Source organism: Sphingobium sp. GW821-FHT02B05, assembly GCF_059421905.1.
Window position 1 is genome coordinate 612,605 of sequence record NZ_JBWKVW010000001.1, and the last position, 14,760, is coordinate 627,364.

At 64.2% G+C, this 14,760-nt stretch carries 17 protein-coding genes and 1 other RNA gene; 8 read left to right on the forward strand and 10 right to left on the reverse strand.

Translation table 11 applies throughout. The features are described 5' to 3' along the window. The first annotated feature begins 36 nt into the window (after positions 1 to 36). Positions 37 to 498, forward strand: coding sequence for a DUF6265 family protein (locus AC07UX_RS03135; RefSeq protein WP_495190545.1), 462 nt, complete (start codon positions 37 to 39; stop codon positions 496 to 498). Between the two features lie 3 nt (positions 499 to 501). Here the strand turns inward: AC07UX_RS03135 and AC07UX_RS03140 are convergent, their stop codons facing one another. From AC07UX_RS03140 to rpsD, 4 genes are all read right to left on the reverse strand, one after another. After that, on the reverse strand, positions 502 to 1,638 hold the full coding sequence (locus AC07UX_RS03140; protein WP_495190546.1) for a glutathionylspermidine synthase family protein: 1,137 nt from the start codon (positions 1,636 to 1,638) through the stop codon (positions 502 to 504). After that, positions 1,638 to 1,994 (reverse strand): hypothetical protein, encoded by a 357-nt coding sequence (locus tag AC07UX_RS03145; RefSeq protein ID WP_495190547.1) that lies wholly within the window; start codon positions 1,992 to 1,994, stop codon positions 1,638 to 1,640. Before AC07UX_RS03145 ends, AC07UX_RS03140 begins: the two co-directional genes overlap by 1 nt. 66 nt (positions 1,995 to 2,060) lie before the next feature. Continuing rightward, positions 2,061 to 3,719 carry a M28 family peptidase gene (locus AC07UX_RS03150; protein WP_495190548.1) on the reverse strand — a complete coding sequence of 553 codons (1,659 nt, stop codon included), beginning with the start codon at positions 3,717 to 3,719 and terminating at the stop codon, positions 2,061 to 2,063. A 133-nt stretch (positions 3,720 to 3,852) separates the two neighbouring features. Further along, complete coding sequence (rpsD, locus tag AC07UX_RS03155; RefSeq protein ID WP_088183640.1) at positions 3,853 to 4,467, reverse strand: 30S ribosomal protein S4; 615 nt, start codon at positions 4,465 to 4,467, stop codon at positions 3,853 to 3,855. Positions 4,468 to 4,711: 244 nt separating this feature from the next. Between rpsD and AC07UX_RS03160 the strand changes: the two genes are divergently transcribed. Next, entirely contained in the window at positions 4,712 to 5,008 is a 297-nt protein-coding gene (locus AC07UX_RS03160) for a chorismate mutase (RefSeq protein WP_495190549.1), read from the forward strand. Between the two features lie 77 nt (positions 5,009 to 5,085). Here AC07UX_RS03160 and AC07UX_RS03165 read toward each other — a convergent pair whose 3' ends face one another. From AC07UX_RS03165 to rpiB, 4 genes are all read right to left on the reverse strand, one after another. After that, a complete protein-coding gene (locus AC07UX_RS03165; RefSeq protein ID WP_495190550.1) occupies positions 5,086 to 6,174 on the reverse strand; it encodes a TrmH family RNA methyltransferase in 1,089 nt (362 codons plus the stop codon). 122 nt (positions 6,175 to 6,296) lie between these two features. After that, the gene (gene nrdR / locus AC07UX_RS03170; RefSeq protein ID WP_120251992.1) at positions 6,297 to 6,758 is read right to left on the reverse strand and encodes a transcriptional regulator NrdR; all 462 of its coding nucleotides are present in this window, start codon (positions 6,756 to 6,758) and stop codon (positions 6,297 to 6,299) included. 90 nt (positions 6,759 to 6,848) lie between these two features. Then, positions 6,849 to 8,147, reverse strand: a complete 1,299-nt coding sequence (glyA, locus tag AC07UX_RS03175; protein ID WP_495190551.1) for a serine hydroxymethyltransferase — start codon at positions 8,145 to 8,147, stop codon at positions 6,849 to 6,851. 11 nt (positions 8,148 to 8,158) lie between these two features. After that, the gene (gene rpiB / locus AC07UX_RS03180; protein ID WP_495190552.1) at positions 8,159 to 8,596 is read right to left on the reverse strand and encodes a ribose 5-phosphate isomerase B; all 438 of its coding nucleotides are present in this window, start codon (positions 8,594 to 8,596) and stop codon (positions 8,159 to 8,161) included. Positions 8,597 to 8,716: 120 nt separating this feature from the next. Between rpiB and AC07UX_RS03185 the strand changes: the two genes are divergently transcribed. Continuing rightward, positions 8,717 to 8,908, forward strand: a complete 192-nt coding sequence (locus tag AC07UX_RS03185) for a hypothetical protein (RefSeq protein WP_495190553.1) — start codon at positions 8,717 to 8,719, stop codon at positions 8,906 to 8,908. 40 nt (positions 8,909 to 8,948) lie between these two features. On the opposite strand, the gene AC07UX_RS03190 is transcribed toward AC07UX_RS03185, so the two are convergent. Together AC07UX_RS03190 and AC07UX_RS03195 are read right to left on the reverse strand one after the other, a co-directional pair. Beyond that, complete coding sequence (locus AC07UX_RS03190) at positions 8,949 to 9,932, reverse strand: fatty acid desaturase family protein (RefSeq protein WP_495190554.1); 984 nt, start codon at positions 9,930 to 9,932, stop codon at positions 8,949 to 8,951. Positions 9,933 to 10,192: 260 nt separating this feature from the next. Beyond that, a complete protein-coding gene (locus AC07UX_RS03195; RefSeq protein ID WP_017184627.1) occupies positions 10,193 to 10,849 on the reverse strand; it encodes an alpha/beta hydrolase in 657 nt (218 codons plus the stop codon). A 152-nt stretch (positions 10,850 to 11,001) separates the two neighbouring features. On the opposite strand from AC07UX_RS03195, the gene AC07UX_RS03200 reads away from it, so the two are divergent. The 5 genes from AC07UX_RS03200 (at position 11,002) to ffs (ending at position 14,714) form a co-directional block, all read left to right on the forward strand. Next, positions 11,002 to 12,048 carry a cysteine desulfurase family protein gene (locus AC07UX_RS03200; RefSeq protein ID WP_495190555.1) on the forward strand — a complete coding sequence of 349 codons (1,047 nt, stop codon included), beginning with the start codon at positions 11,002 to 11,004 and terminating at the stop codon, positions 12,046 to 12,048. Continuing rightward, positions 12,045 to 13,133, forward strand: a complete 1,089-nt coding sequence (locus AC07UX_RS03205; protein ID WP_495190556.1) for a cysteine desulfurase family protein — start codon at positions 12,045 to 12,047, stop codon at positions 13,131 to 13,133. The genes AC07UX_RS03200 and AC07UX_RS03205 overlap by 4 nt, the downstream gene beginning before the upstream one ends. A 19-nt stretch (positions 13,134 to 13,152) precedes the next feature. Continuing rightward, positions 13,153 to 13,488, forward strand: a complete 336-nt coding sequence (locus AC07UX_RS03210; protein WP_495190557.1) for a 2Fe-2S iron-sulfur cluster-binding protein — start codon at positions 13,153 to 13,155, stop codon at positions 13,486 to 13,488. Positions 13,489 to 13,496: 8 nt separating this feature from the next. Continuing rightward, the gene (blaSGM, locus tag AC07UX_RS03215) at positions 13,497 to 14,462 is read left to right on the forward strand and encodes an SGM family class A beta-lactamase (protein ID WP_495190558.1); all 966 of its coding nucleotides are present in this window, start codon (positions 13,497 to 13,499) and stop codon (positions 14,460 to 14,462) included. 154 nt (positions 14,463 to 14,616) lie between these two features. Beyond that, positions 14,617 to 14,714: signal recognition particle sRNA small type (gene ffs / locus AC07UX_RS03220), an RNA gene on the forward strand. Positions 14,715 to 14,760: the final 46 nt, after the last annotated feature.

Consider the following 14,760-nt stretch of genomic DNA (forward strand, 5'->3'; position numbering starts at 1 on the left):
GCGCGCCCGACCGGGTCTGGACAGAGGGCGAAAGCCATGCGGAAACACATTTCGATCGTTGCGGCGAGCCTGCTGCTCAGCCTGTCTGTGCCCGTGTGCGCAGGGGAATTGCCCGACTGGCTGACCGGCGAATGGCTGCAAAATGCCGGCGACCGGTGGAGCGAGGAGGTGTGGACCCTGCCGCGCGGTGGCACGATGATCGGCGTCGGGCGCACCGGGCGTGGAGAGAGCCTGCGCAGTTGGGAAGTGATGCGCATCGTGCGCGCCGCCGACGGCTCGCTCGCCCTCCATGCCGCGCCGGAGGGTGGACCGGCGACCGTTTTCCGCGCCGTGGAGCAGGGCGTGCGCGACGTGACATTCGCCAATCCAGACCATGATTATCCGCAACGCATCCGCTATTGGCGCGAGGGGCGGTTGCTGATGGCCGAAACGGCGAAGATGGACGGCAGCGGGGCGCAGAACTGGACCTACAGCCCGGCAACCCCCACCGGGCAATAACGCTCAGGCAATGATGTGCGGGACGAAGCGGGCGCCGTTGCCGGTGATCGGGCCATCTTCTCTTATGCCCATGCCGGCCGGTTCGCCGTCCACGACCCAACTGCCCAGCACCGGCCGCCGATCGCCGTCGCCCGGCAGGGGGAAGAGCCGCTGGTAAACGAAGCCTTCCTCGCCATAGTCGCCGCCGCTTTGTGCCAGCGTCGTGCCGTCGCGCACGATGCGGACATTCGCGCCTTCGCGGGCGAGCAGGGGCTTGACCACATGGTCGCCGGCCATGGCCTGCGGACTGGCCTCCAGCAGATTGGGGTGGTCGGGGAACAGATCCCACAGGATCGGCAATATCGCCTTGTTGCTCCAGATCATCTTCCAAATCGGCTCGATCCAGAGCGTCGTGTCCAGGCTCTCCACCACTTCCCGGCCGAAGGGTTCGTTGACGATCCATTCCCAGGGATAGAGATGATAGAGCGCATCGATCGGCCGATAGTCGAGGTCGACGAAGCGGCGCCGCCCGCTGTCCCAGCCAAGGTCGGTGGTCAGGATGAGGTGCGTGTCGATGCCGGCTTCCCGCGCCGTGTCGGCCATATAGGCGACCGTCACGGCATCCTCCCCCATATTGCCGTCGACATAGGTGAGGTGAAGCATGGATGTGCCGCGCGGCGGCGCGATGGCACGCCATCGGGCGACCAGTCGCTCATGCAGGCTGTTGAACTGGTCGGCGTTCGGGAAGAGCGCTTCCTTCCAGTCCCACTGGATGACCGACGCTTCCAGCAGGCTGGTGGGCGTGTCGCAGTTGAATTCGAACAATTTGGGCGGACCCGACCCGTCATAGCCCAGGTCGAACCGGCCATAGTTGAGCGCGGCCGGCTCCCCGTCCCAGCTTTGCCGGATCGGTTCGTGGCAGAAATCGGGGATGCCGAAGTCGCTGAGCAGGTCATGGTCCAGCACATGCTGACCCGCCTCGATGAACAGGCGGTAGAGTTCGGCCGTGGCCGTCTCGATCGTATCGACCTGCGCCGGGGTGAAACGCCAGGCGGCGCTTTCGTCCCAATAGGGGAGATCCTTGGCACCGTGCCAGACGAGGCCGAGCGATTCCACCTGCGCCTGCCAGGAGGGCCGCGGCGTGCAGTCGATCCGCTCCATCAGGACAGGCCGCTGCGACCGGAAAGGCCAAGGCCGCCGCGCGTCACCGTGGACTGCGACGCCTCGCGATAATTTTTGCCGAAAGCCGGGGCGATGGACCCGCCGCTGAGCGGCTGACCGACCCGCGGGACCGCGCTGCCGCGATTGAGATAATACCACAGGAAAGCGCCCGTCGCGATGCCGCCGCCAGCATGGGTGCGGCACTGGCTGTCGTCCACCCGGCGCCCTTCCGCATCGCGGCAGACGCGCACGTCGGCATTGGCGGTATCGGGCTCACGCGAGCAACCGGTGGCGAGCAGGGCGGCCGCGACGGCGGAGGTGATCGGCAGGACGCGCCGGTCGAATTTCTGAGTCATGCCGACAGTATAGACGGCAAGATGAAGGGCTGGCGACAGGCTTGTGCCCGCCGCCAGCCAGGAACGTCATTTGCCGGCGCGATCCTTGTCGCGGATGGCACGGAATTCGTCGCCTTCCACCCAATTGGGCCAGTCGGTCGTGGTCGCAAGCGCACGACCGACATCATAATAGAGCTTCAGGTCGGCCGAGATGCCGGTCCAGTCCCAATTGGGATCATATTCGTCCTTCGGCCCGTGATAGCGATGCTCGGTATAATCCTCCGCAGCGGCCATGCCGGCGGCGGTCCCGCCCTTCACCAGATCCTCGCCACCTTCGAAATAGAGCATCGGCAAACCATATTTGGCGAAGCTGAAATGGTCGGAACGATAATAATAGCCCTTTTCGGGCGTCGGTTCGGTGGTCGCGACCCGGCCCTGTGCGGCGAGGGCGCGGTCGAGATAGGCGTCCAGCTGCGACTTGCCCTTGCCGATCACGACGACATTCTTGGCAAGGCCTGCCACGCTCAAGGCATCCATGTTCACGCCACCCACCGTCTTGGCAAAGGGGAAGACCGGGTTCTTGCCATAATAGGCCGAACCCAACAGGCCCGATTCCTCGCCCGTCACCGCCAGGAACACCTGGCTGCGATCGGTCGGGCCAGCCTTCACATTGGCCTGCGCGAGCGCGACCAGTGCGGCCGTGCCGGTGGCATTGTCGACCGCGCCGTTGCAGATGTCGTCGCCGTCCGGCGCGGCTTCGCAATGGCCCAGATGATCCCAATGCGCGCTGTACAGCACATATTCGTCCGGCCGAGTCTTGCCGGGCAGCAGCGCGACGACATTCTTGGAGCTATGTTTGCGCAGGTCGTTGTCGAAGGACAGGCTGGCCTTCACGCCGGCCAGCGGCACGGCCTTGAAACCCGGCTTCTTCGCGGCGGCCATCTGGGCGTTGAGGTCCAGCCCGGCACTTGCGAACAGGGCGGCGGCCTTGTCCTTCTGGATCCAGCCGATGGCAGCGCTCTGGTCGGCATTGCCGCTGGCGCTGTCGGCGACATGCTGCGCGCCGGTCCAGCTGGACTGCACGACGTTCCAGCCATAGGCGGCGGGCACGGTATCATGCACGATGATCGCGGCGGCGGCCCCCTGCCGCGCGGCTTCTTCGAACTTGTAGGTCCAGCGGCCATAATAGGTCATCGCTCGGCCGTTGAACGGGCCGGTCAGCCCCTGCGTCTCATAATCGGGATCGTTGACCAGGATGACGACGGTCTTGCCCTTCACATCCAGCCCGGCATAGTCGTTCCAGCCCTTTTCCGGGGCGTTGATGCCATAGCCGACGAAGACGACCGGGCTGTCCTTGACGTCGATATGCTTTTGCGTGGTGCGATAGGTGCCGGCGACCATCTCCGCGCCATAAGCGGCGGTGACGTCGGCCTTGCCGCCGGTGAAGGCGAGCGGCGACACATTCTTGGCGGTGATTTCCACCAGCGGCACATCCTGGAACCAGCTGCCCCTGTTGCCGGGCTTCAGCCCCAGCTTGCCGAATTCGGATGCGAGCAGGGCAAGCGTCTTTTCCTCGCCGACAGAGCCGGGTGCGCGACCTTCATAGGCGTCGGAAGATAGCTCTTGCACCAGCCGCTTCATCGTGTCGACGGACGGGGTAGCGGCGGATTTGGCGGGCGCGGCATCGGCGACGACGGGCGTGGACAGGGCTAGGATGGCGGCGATCGCCGCGATGGAAGTGCGCATGGGATGACCCCTTTGTTTTACGAATGCGCGGGTGATGCCACCGCAGACACAGGGACGCAAGAATGTTGCGCGCAAAGAAAAAGGGCGGTGCCTTGCGGCCCGCCCTCTTCCAAAACTGTCTTCGGAAAACCGATCAGCGCGAATAGAATTCGACGACCAGATTCGGTTCCATCTTCACCGGGTAGGGCACTTCGTCCAGCGTCGGCACGCGGACATAGCTGACCTTGGCGGCGCCGTCGGGAGCGACATAGTCGGGGATGTCACGCTCGGGCAGGCTCTGTGCTTCCAGAACCAGCGCCATTTCCTGCGCCTTCTTGCCCAGGGTGATTTCGTCGCCCGGCTTCACCAGACGCGACGCAATGTTGCACTTCACGCCGTTCACATAGATGTGGCCGTGCGAAACGATCTGACGGGCCGAGAAGATGGTCGGCGCGAACTTGGCGCGGTACACGACGGCGTCCAGGCGGCGTTCCAGCAGGCCGATCAGGTTCTGGCCGGTGTCGCCCTTCATGCGGCTGGCTTCGAAATAGTTCTTCTTGAACTGCTTTTCGGTGATGTCGCCGTAATAGCCCTTCAGCTTCTGCTTGGCGCGCAGCTGGATGCCGTAGTCCGACATCTTGCCCTTGCGGCGCTGGCCGTGCTGACCCGGACCATATTCGCGCTTGTTGACAGGCGACTTGGGACGGCCCCAGATATTCTCGCCCATGCGACGGTCGAGCTTGTACTTGGCGCTGGTGCGCTTCGTCATAGATAATTCCTAATAATTGCGTCTAACGTCTGTCCACTCTCCTAGTCCGAAAACCGGTTCCCACTTTTCGGGGAGAGTGAATGTTGCTCCCGGTATCGCCTACGTCCGTTTTGCGCCATGCGCTCAGGGGCAGGGCCACCGCTTCACCGGGATGCGGAGCCAATTGCGAAGGCGCGCCTATGACCAGATGACAGTTGGATGTCAAGCCTCGACACGGCGCACGAGGCGGCTTAATTGTTCAGGCATGAACCCAGAAGGCTATTCCACCATGGCGCAGGTGCGCGCCGGCGTCGACAATCTCGACCGGCAGATCGTCGGCCTGCTGGCCCAGCGCTTTGCCCATATGCGCGCCGCTGCCCGGATCAAGCCCGATCGCAGCGCGGTGCGCGACGAAGCCCGCAAGGCGGAAGTCATCGCCAATGCCTGCGCGGAGGCCGAGCAGCTGGGTGTGCCATGCGACCTGATCGAGGGGCTGTGGGAGCAGCTGGTCGAGGCGTCGATCGCCTATGAAATGGCTGAGTTTGATAGGACGCGGGGATAAAACGTCCTTCGTTCGGTTCGAGCGTGTCGAGAACCATGCGCTATGTTCTCGACACGCTCGAACCGAACGGGGGGGCTTCAGCGTTCGCGCGGGCGATTGAGATGCGATAATACCCCGCGCAGCGTCCGCACCTCCAGATGGTTCCAGCCCGGCTTGGTCAACAGGTTGCGCAGCGTCAGCTTCGTTGCGGGGGCGCGGTCGGGCGGGAAGAAATAGCCGACCTTTTCCAGCAACATATTGAGCTGGTCGATCATCCCTTCCAGTTCGACCTGCGGCGCGGGTTCGCCAAGATCGGTGACGGTCGGCTGCTTGAGGTCGGCATTTTTCGACCATTCATAGGCGCACAGGATCACCGCCTGCGCCAGGTTCAACGATCCGAATTCCGGATTGATCGGCACGGTCAGAATCTTGCGCGCGACCGCAACATCCTCCGTTTCCAGCCCCGATCGTTCCGGGCCGAAGACGTAGGCGCATCGGCCCTGAGCGCTATGGATTTCGCGCGCGGCTTCCTCCGGCGTCACGACCGGTTTGGTCACGCCGCGCTTGCGGACGGTGGTGGCATAGACATGGGCGCAATCCGCGACCGCGTCGGCCAACGTCTCGAACACCTGCGCCTTGTCCAGAATGAAGTCCGCGCCGGCCGCCGCCGGTCCGGCATCGGGATTGGGCCAGCCGTCGCGCGGGGTGACGAGCCGCATTTCGGTCAGCCCGAAATTCAGCATGGCCCGTGCGGCCTTCCCGATATTCTCGCCCAGTTGCGGGCGGACCAGGACGATGACGGGGGGGAGGGGAGCAACTTCGTTCATATTTTCGTTCGTCCTGAGTAGGGGCTGGGCCTCTAGCCTTCCCGTTCGGTTCAAGCCAGGGTCGAGCGTAGTCGAGACCCGTGGTCGAGAACGGGCAGCGTCGGAGACTGCATTCCAGTCTCCCCGGATCAGCGCCTCTTTCTTCTTGCGCGACCAGTCTTTTACCTGTCGCTCCCGTTCCAAAGCATCGATCCGATCCGTGAACGTCTCACTAAAAACCAACTCCACAGGCCGGCGATCATGCGTGTAACCTGGCAGTTCGCCCATCTGATGTTGCGCGATACGCCGGTCCAGATCGTCCGTGTGCCCGGTATAATAGGTGCCGTCGGAACAGCGGAGGATGTAGATCCAGAAATTCATGTTGCGTGTGGTTCTCGACAGGCTCCAACTGAACGGGTGTTGGGATATGCCAGTAAAACGGCTTTACCAATAGTTCAGCTCTGCCAGGCTCTCGACAAGCTCGAACCGAACGGAAGGGACTGCTATTCCCGTCCGACTTCCTTCACCGTGCTGGCGAATTCCTCGAAATCCTTGGCGTCGGTGAAGTCCTTATAGACGCTCGCGAAGCGGATATAGGCGACGCTGTCGAGGCGTTTGAGCCCTTCCATCACCATTTCGCCGATCGCACGGGCCGGCACTTCGCTGTCGCCGCTGGTTTCCAGCTGGCGTTGGATGCCGGAGATCAGTTTTTCCAGCCGGCTGGGGTCGATCGGGCGCTTGCGGCAGGCGATGCCGATGGAGCGGGCCAGCTTGTCGCGCTCGAACGCTTCCTTGCGGCCTTCGCTCTTCACTACCCATATGTCGCGCAACTGGATGCGTTCGAAGGTGGTGAAGCGCGCGGCGCAGGCTTCGCACTGGCGGCGGCGGCGGATGGCGTTGCCATCTTCCGTCGGCCGACTGTCCTTCACCTGGCTGTCTTCATGGGCGCAGAAAGGGCAGCGCATCAGTGTCTCCGCAAATAAAAGCCCCTCCCGATCAGGTTCGATCGAGGCACTGCCTCATTCAAACCCGAAAGGGAGGGGCTTTGATAGTCTTTAGTAGATCGGGAAGCGCGCCGTGAGGCCCAGCACCTTTTCGCGGACATGCTGTTCGACCTGGCCGTCGCCTTCGTCGCCATTGCGGTTCAGGCCTTCGACGACCTGCGCGATCAGGCGGCCGATTTCGCGGAATTCCTCCTCGCGGAAGCCGCGCGTGGTGCCGGCCGGGGTGCCCAGGCGAACGCCCGACGTTACGAACGGGCTGGCCGTGTCGAACGGCACGTTGTTCTTGTTGCAGGTGATGTAGGCGCGGTCGAGCGCCTTTTCAGCCGCCTTGCCTGTGGTGTTCTTGGGGCGCAGATCGACCAGGAGCAGGTGGTTGTCGGTGCCACCCGACACGATCGACAGGCCTGCATCGGCGAGCGTTTCGGCCAGCGCGCGGGCGTTGGCGACGACCTGATGCGCGTAAGCCTTGAACTCTGGCGTCAGCGCCTCCTTGAACGCCACAGCCTTGGCCGCGATGATGTGCATCAGCGGGCCGCCCTGAAGGCCGGGGAAGATCGCGCTGTTCAGCTTCTTGGCGATCGCCTCGTCATTCGACAGGATGATGCCCGAACGCGGCCCGCGCAGCGACTTGTGGGTCGTGGTGGTGGTGACATGGGCGTAAGGCACCGGCGAAGGGTGCGCGCCGCCGGCGACGAGGCCGGAAAAGTGCGACATGTCGGCCAGCAGATAGGCGCCCACTTCGTCGGCGATTTCGCGGAAGCGCTTGAAATCCCATACGCGCGAATAGGCGGTGCCGCCGCAGATGATCAGCTTGGGCTTGTTTTCGCGCGCGATGCGGGCGACTTCGTCCATATCGATGGTATGGTCGTCTTCGCGCACGCCATAGGCTACCGGCTTGAACCACTTGCCCGACATGTTGACCGGCGACCCGTGGGTCAGGTGGCCGCCCGACGACAGGTCGAGGCCCATGAAGACGTCGCCCGGCTGGAGCAGCGCCAGGAACACGGCCTGGTTCATCTGGCTGCCGCTATTGGGCTGGACGTTGGCGAAGTTGGCGCCGAACAGCTGCTTGGCGCGTTCGATCGCCAGCGTTTCGACGACGTCGGCATATTCGCAGCCGCCATAATAGCGCTTGCCCGGATAGCCTTCGGCGTACTTGTTGGTGAAGATCGAACCGGCAGCTTCCAGCACGGCCTTCGACACGATATTCTCGGACGCGATCAGTTCGATCTTGTCCTGCTGGCGCTTGAGTTCGTTACCGATCGCGCCGAAGATTTCGGGGTCGGCGCTGGCGAGGTCTTCGCTGAAGAAACCGGCCTGACGGATGGGGGAAAGGGTGTCGGTGCTCATCAAAGATCCTTTCAGAGCGCGGGCTGGGAGAGCTTTTCGACGCGGCCGGCATGGCGGCCACCGCCGAAATCGGTGGTGAGGAAGGCGGTGACGCAGGCCTTGGCCATGTCCACGCCGGTCAGGCGGGCGCCCAGGGCCAGGACATTGGCGTCATTATGTTCGCGCGACAGGACGGCCGACAGCGGTTCGCCGACCAGGGCGCAGCGGCAGGCGGGGTTGCGGTTGACCGCGATCGAAATGCCGATGCCCGACCCGCAGATCGCGATGCCGCGCTCCGCCGCGCCCGACGCCACGGCTGTCGCGAGTTTGTAACCAAAATCGGGATAATCGACACGGTCGGCGGTCGCCGGACCCAGATCGTCGACCTCATGCCCTTCATCGCGCAACCACTGGGCGAGTTCCGCCTTCAGATCGACGGCGGCATGGTCGGAAGCGATGGCGATTTTCATGTGAGAAGCGTTCCTTCCCGGAATGGGGGCCTGCACCGATGGGTGATTCGTTTCTGCGCGCCTCATAGGGGGAGCGGCAGGCAATTGCCACCGTCCAGCTTGCCGCTTATGGCATCTCCCATGGCTGGCACGATTTTATCGATATTGATGCTTGCGGGCGTCCTGCTGACAGGCGGCGGCATTTACGCGATGGCGAAGAAGGGCGACCGCAAGCGCGGCAGCCTGATGATCGTTGCCGGGCTGGTGATGTTCGCCAATGTCGCGATCAGCGCGATTCCAGGTCCAGACCTGCCGGTGATGGAGCAGCGTTAGTTCGCAGCGTCCGCATCGACGAGGATGGATGCGGCGCTGCTCAGGCCGCTTTCCTTTCGACTGGCGGGGGCATCAGTTCCTTGACCACACCCCAATAGCCCTGCGTGATATGGGCGTGCGCCGCATAGTCGGGATCGGTCATCATATGGATGTGCAGCCGGCGCAAATTGGCCCAGGGCACGGACGGAAACAGATGATGTTCCAGATGATAGCTGACGTTGAACGGCGCGATCAGCAGGCGGTCGAGCAAAGTGGGGATGACGGTGCGCGTGCCATTGAGTTCCAGCCGGTCGGGCACGCCGACATGCTCGGCCATCGCCCGGATGCGGTTGAACAGATTGGCCCAGATGAATTGCGGGATCATATAGAGGCCTAATATCTGCCAGCGCCAAGGCGACCACAGGATCAGGCCATAGACCACCACCGCCCACGCGACATAGCGCAGCCGCAATCCCAGTCGATAATCGAAGCCGAAGCGGCGGGGATTGTGGAAATTGGCGATGGGCGACCAGACCCGCGCCGCGCGCGCGACGCGATAATAGTTGAGGCCCAAGAGGCTGCGGAAAAACAAACGGACCATCCCCCGGCCGCTTTTGGGGAAATGCTGGTCGGGGTCCTTGCGCTGCACCCGATAGTCATAATCCTGCATCGTGTTGGTATGGCGGTGGTGGACCATATGGGCCACGCGATACAGGTCGATGCTGAGCACGAGCGGATAGGCGACGAAAAGGTCGGCCATCAGGTCGTTGACGCGGCGATTGCTGAACAGCAGGCCGTGACAGGCATCATGCATCATGACGGCCAGGCACTGGATGCGGGTGCCCACGACCAGGCCGGCCAGGATATAGACGGCGACATGGTCGACGCGGATCGCGATGGCGATCGCCCCGGCGGTGATGATCCATTGCAGCGCCAGCAGCAGCGCATTGCGACGATTGTCGACGACGGACAGTTGTCGGATCAGCGGCAAGCTTGCCCGTCGCGAATAGCGATAGCCCGGCGCGCGCTCCTTGATGTCTGTCATGAGGGCCTTTCCCGCAGATGCCGTGCCAGTCGGGGATGCTATAGGTTCGCGCCAAAGCGCGTCAAGCGGGGTGCGCCCGGCGCCTGCCACCCTGCGCCTCTTCGACCAAGGTCTAATCAAGCGGACGGGCGCGATGCCGTCATAGTCTATGGAACCCGGCAACACCCAGTCCCCACCCGCCGGGTTCCATCCTTTCTCCTGACGAAAAAAAAAGCCGCCTTTCGGGGCGGCCTTTTTTCCGTTTCTCTGGTCGGGCGCGATCAGCGGATCGGCGAATCCGGCGACAGGCGCATGTCGAGATAATTGTCGACCGACTTCATCAGCTGATCGAGTTCATGTTCGAAGAAATGGTTCGCGCCGCGAATTTCGTCATGATGGATGGTGATGCCCTTTTGCGTGCGCAGCTTGTCCACCAGCTTTTGCACGGCACTGGCCGTCACCACTTCGTCCGACGTTCCCTGCACGATGATGCCCGACGAAGGGCAGGGCGCCAGGAAGGAGAAGTCGTACATGTTGGCGGGCGGCGCGACCGAGATGAATCCGCGAATTTCCGGGCGGCGCATCAGCAACTGCATGCCGATCCACGCGCCGAAGGAAAAGCCGGCGATCCAGGTGGTCTGCGCTTCGGGGTGGAAGCTCTGTACCCAGTCGAGCGCTGCTGCAGCGTCGGACAGTTCGCCGATGCCATTGTCGAACGTGCCTTGGCTGCGGCCCACGCCCCGGAAGTTGAAGCGCAAGACGGCAAAGCCGCGCTTTACGAAGGTCTTGTAGAGCGCCTGGGTGATGCGGTCGTTCATCGTACCGCCACCCTGCGGGTGTGGATGCAGGATCATGGCGACCGGCGCCCGCGGGCGGGGCGGGGGGCTGAAACGGCCTTCGAGGCGACCTTCGGGTCCGGTGAAAATGACGTCGGGCATGGCACCTGTTATCGTTCTGGGCCGGTCGGCTCGGATGAGCCGATGGCGAATGGATGCGGATCGCGCGCACCGTTTAGGCTAATGCTGGCGCTGCGCGGCAAACCGCCTATATAGATGCCGCCGCCATTTCCGCAATCAATGAGTAATGCCGCTTGGCCGCTATCCGCCTTTATCTCGATCATGCCGCTACAACGCCCATGCTGCCCGTTGCGCAGGCCGCGATGGTGGGCGCGATGGCCAGTTGGGCCAACCCGTCCAGCCCCCATGCCGACGGCCGCGCCGCGCGCGCCGCGCTGGAGGATGCGCGCAGGCGCATTGCGGCGGCGCTGGGGTGGAGCGGGCATGTGATCTTCACATCCGGTGCGAGCGAGGCGATCGCCATCGGCCTGACGCGCGCGAAGGCGGGGCGGGTGGTCACATCCCCGGTCGAGCATGACGCCGTACTGCGCGTGGCGAAGGACGCGAAACGGCTGGCGGTGGATGGGAAGGGGATAGTCCAACAGCGTCGTCATCCCGGCGAAGGCGAGGATGACGCCATGCTCGCCATCCAGCACGTCAACAATGAGACGGGCGTGATCCAACCGCTCGACACCATCGATCGCGACGGCGCCATCCTGTTTGCCGATTGCGCGCAGAGCGCTGGCAAGCTGCCGCTGCCCGACGCGGACATGATCGCGATCAGCGCGCATAAATTTGGCGGGCCGCCCGGTATCGGCGCGCTGTTGCTCCGCGATCTGGCGCTGATCGAGCCGAGCGGGGGGCAGGAGCAGGGCTATCGCGCCGGGACCGAAAATCTGCCGGCGATCCTGGCCATGGCGGCGGCGCTGGAGGCACGGGAGGACTGGTTGCCCCGAGCGGCTGCGATGCGCGCCCGGCTGGATGCGGCGATCGAGGCGGCGGGCGGCATCATCGTGGCCCGCGACGCGCCGCGCCTGCCCACCATCGCCAGCTACCGCATGCCCGGCCTGTCGGCGCGCGCGCAACTGATCCAGTTCGACATGAAGGGGATTTCCGTGTCGGCGGGCAGCGCCTGCTCGTCCGGTTCGCTCAAGACCAGCCATGTGCTGGGCGCCATGGGCTGGGACGATGGCGCCGCGTCGGAGGTCGTCCGGGTCAGCTTTGGTCCGCAGACATGCTACAGCGAGTTGGACAGCTTTATCGAAGCGTGGACCGTCATGGCCGGAAGAGTAAGAAATTGATATATCTGGATTATCAGGCAACGACGCCGCTTGCGCCCGAAGCGTTCGAGGCAATGGTACCGTTGTTGCGCGATCAGTTCGCCAATCCGCATAGCGCCCACCGGCCGGGCCGCGCGGCTGCGGCGCAAGTGGAGGTGGCGCGGGACGAGATCGTCCGCCTGCTGCCGCATGGTGGCAGGTTGCTTTTCACCTCCGGCGCGACCGAGGCGCTGAACATCGCGATACAGGGCGCTGCGACAGGCGGCATCGTCACCATCGCGACCGAACATGCCGCCGTGCTCGACACCGTGGAAGTGCTGCGCCGTAGCGGGCGGGATGTGACGGTGCTGCCGGTCGGATCGGACGGGCTGGTCGACATGGCCGCCGCCGCGCAGGCGATCGTTCCGGGTGTCTCACTCGTTGTCGCAATGTTGGTGAATAATGAGATCGGCGTGATCCAGCCGGTCGCCGCGCTGGCCGATCTAGCCCACGCGGCGGGCGCGCTGCTGCTGTGCGACGCGGTGCAGGGCTATGGCCGCGTGCCCATCCCGCCATCGTGCGACATGGTGGCGATCAGCGCGCACAAAATCCATGGTCCCAAGGGGATCGGCGCGCTGTGGTTGCGCGACGGAGTCCGCCCCTCGCCGCTGATCCATGGCGGCGGGCAGGAGGGCGGCCTGCGCTCCGGCACGCTCTCGCCCACGCTTTGTGCCGGTTTCGGCGTAGCCGCGCGGTTGATGCGGGAACGGGCGGACGATGATCGCGCCCATGTCGAAAGCCTTGCCCTGCTGGCGCGGGGCCTGTTTGCCGCCTGGACGCTGAACGGGTCCGCGCTTCATCGCTATCCCGGTAATCTCAACCTGCGGCGCGATGGAATAGACGGCGCGCGACTGTTGTCCCATTGCCGCAATGTCGCTTTTTCGCTCGGTAGCGCTTGCGCAAGCGGGTCCGGGCGGCCAAGCCATGTCCTGCGCGCACTGGGCCTGTCAGATGTTCAGGCGCGCGGATCGGTGCGGATCGGCTTTGGCCGCTACACCACGCCGCAGGAGCTGGAGAGGGCAGCAGAAGCATTGCAGGACGCGGCAGCCGTACAAGCGGCGCCGTAAAAGGGAGCGCACGCATAACATGACCAGGGTCACCTTCATCAGCGCCGACGGCGAACGGCGGCAGGATGTGGACGCGCCCGCAGGGTCGGTGTTGCTCGACATAGCGCAGGCCGCCGGCCAACCGCTGGAGGGAACATGCGAGGGGCAGATGGCTTGCTCCACCTGCCATGTCATCGTCGATGCCGGTGATTTCGCGAAGCTGCCGCGCGCCAGCGAGGATGAGGAAGATATGCTGGACCTTGCCGCCGCCGCCACCCGCACCAGCCGCCTCGCCTGTCAGATCGTTCTGGATGGGGCGCTGGATGCGCTGACCGTCCACATTCCGGGCGAATTCAACAATATGCAGGGCATGTGATGGCTTCCATGAAGATATTGACCGTTTTTACCGCGCTGGCGCTGATCGCCAGCCCGTCGCTGGCCGCCGACAGGAAGAAGGCGCCGGCCAAGGAGCCAGTGCCGACCGGCGCGCTCGATTCGCTGATGCCGGCCGCGCCCCGGTATCTGGTGCCGCAATCGGCGCTGACATCGGCCCGCAACCCGGCGGAAATCGAGAAGGAAACTGGCGGCCGGCTGGGCGTGGCGCTGGTCGACAAGACGGGCGCGCTGCTGCTGGGCTTCAACCGCGACGATCGGTTCGCCATGTGCTCCACCTTCAAGGCGCCGCTGGCCGCCGCCGTGCTGACCGGCGCGGAAGGGGGCAAGTTCGGGCTGGAGGGGACGATTGCCTTTAGCAAGGACGACCTGCTCGATTATGCGCCGGTGGTGAAGAAGAATCTCAAGCGCGGCCGGATGAGCATGGGCGAGCTGGCGCAGGCGGCGGTCGAGGTGAGCGACAATAGCGCTGCCAACCTGCTGCTGCCGATGCTGGGCGGACCGGCGGGGCTGACCGCCTTCATGCGCGCCCATGGCGACAGCGTCTCGCGGCTCGACCGCAACGAGCCGACGCTCAATGAAAATGCGGAAGGGGACGAGCGCGATACGACGTCGCCTGCCGCCATGGCCGGACTGATGGGGCGGCTCTTCTTTCGCGATCTGGCGGGGGACAGCGCCGACAAGCTGCGCAGCTGGTTCAACGCCAGCAGCACCGGCGACAAGCGGATCAAGGCCGGCCTGCCGCAGGGATGGACGTCGGGCAGCAAGACCGGGACGTGCGGCACCGCCTATAATGACGTGGCATTGGTGAAGTCGCCCGATGGCGACGAATATATATTGGCCATCTATCTCGACCGGCCGACCGTGGATGCGAAGAAGGCGGAAGCCGCGATCGCGGAAACGGCGCAGGCGGCGCTGTCCTTCGTCGCGAAGGCGCAGAAGAGCGGGCTGGAGTAAGAAGCCTCTTTCTCCTCTCCCTTTTTAAGGAAGGGGTTGGGGCGAGCGTAGCGAGCCTCCTTGTGAGGCACCCACCCCTACCTCTCCCTGACAGGGGGGATAAGGAGGCGTGAAAGCCCCCTTGCCATCCCGCCCTCACTTCTGCATATGCCGCGCCGGGAGTCGGGCGGACGTGATCGTCGCGAACCGGGTCAGGTCCTGACGGAAGCAGCCACAGTGATTTCGTCACGGGTCGTTCCGGCTCCTACTTTTCAAACATCATCCTGCTTCGACAATGGCCGCACAAGCGGCTAGGACT

Bases quoted from the DNA above. Each gene is read 5' to 3' on its own strand.
- AC07UX_RS03135 (WP_495190545.1), top strand. From the start codon at position 37: ATGCGGAAACACATTTCGATCGTTGCGGCGAGCCTGCTGCTCAGCCTG.
- AC07UX_RS03140 (WP_495190546.1), bottom strand. From the start codon at position 1,638: ATGGAGCGGATCGACTGCACGCCGCGGCCCTCCTGGCAGGCGCAGGTG.
- AC07UX_RS03145 (WP_495190547.1), bottom strand. From the start codon at position 1,994: ATGACTCAGAAATTCGACCGGCGCGTCCTGCCGATCACCTCCGCCGTC.
- AC07UX_RS03150 (WP_495190548.1), bottom strand. From the start codon at position 3,719: ATGCGCACTTCCATCGCGGCGATCGCCGCCATCCTAGCCCTGTCCACG.
- rpsD (WP_088183640.1), bottom strand. From the start codon at position 4,467: ATGACGAAGCGCACCAGCGCCAAGTACAAGCTCGACCGTCGCATGGGC.
- AC07UX_RS03160 (WP_495190549.1), top strand. From the start codon at position 4,712: ATGAACCCAGAAGGCTATTCCACCATGGCGCAGGTGCGCGCCGGCGTC.
- AC07UX_RS03165 (WP_495190550.1), bottom strand. From the start codon at position 6,174: ATGAATTTCTGGATCTACATCCTCCGCTGTTCCGACGGCACCTATTAT.
- nrdR (WP_120251992.1), bottom strand. From the start codon at position 6,758: ATGCGCTGCCCTTTCTGCGCCCATGAAGACAGCCAGGTGAAGGACAGT.
- glyA (WP_495190551.1), bottom strand. From the start codon at position 8,147: ATGAGCACCGACACCCTTTCCCCCATCCGTCAGGCCGGTTTCTTCAGC.
- rpiB (WP_495190552.1), bottom strand. From the start codon at position 8,596: ATGAAAATCGCCATCGCTTCCGACCATGCCGCCGTCGATCTGAAGGCG.
- AC07UX_RS03185 (WP_495190553.1), top strand. From the start codon at position 8,717: ATGGCTGGCACGATTTTATCGATATTGATGCTTGCGGGCGTCCTGCTG.
- AC07UX_RS03190 (WP_495190554.1), bottom strand. From the start codon at position 9,932: ATGACAGACATCAAGGAGCGCGCGCCGGGCTATCGCTATTCGCGACGG.
- AC07UX_RS03195 (WP_017184627.1), bottom strand. From the start codon at position 10,849: ATGCCCGACGTCATTTTCACCGGACCCGAAGGTCGCCTCGAAGGCCGT.
- AC07UX_RS03210 (WP_495190557.1), top strand. From the start codon at position 13,153: ATGACCAGGGTCACCTTCATCAGCGCCGACGGCGAACGGCGGCAGGAT.
- blaSGM (WP_495190558.1), top strand. From the start codon at position 13,497: ATGAAGATATTGACCGTTTTTACCGCGCTGGCGCTGATCGCCAGCCCG.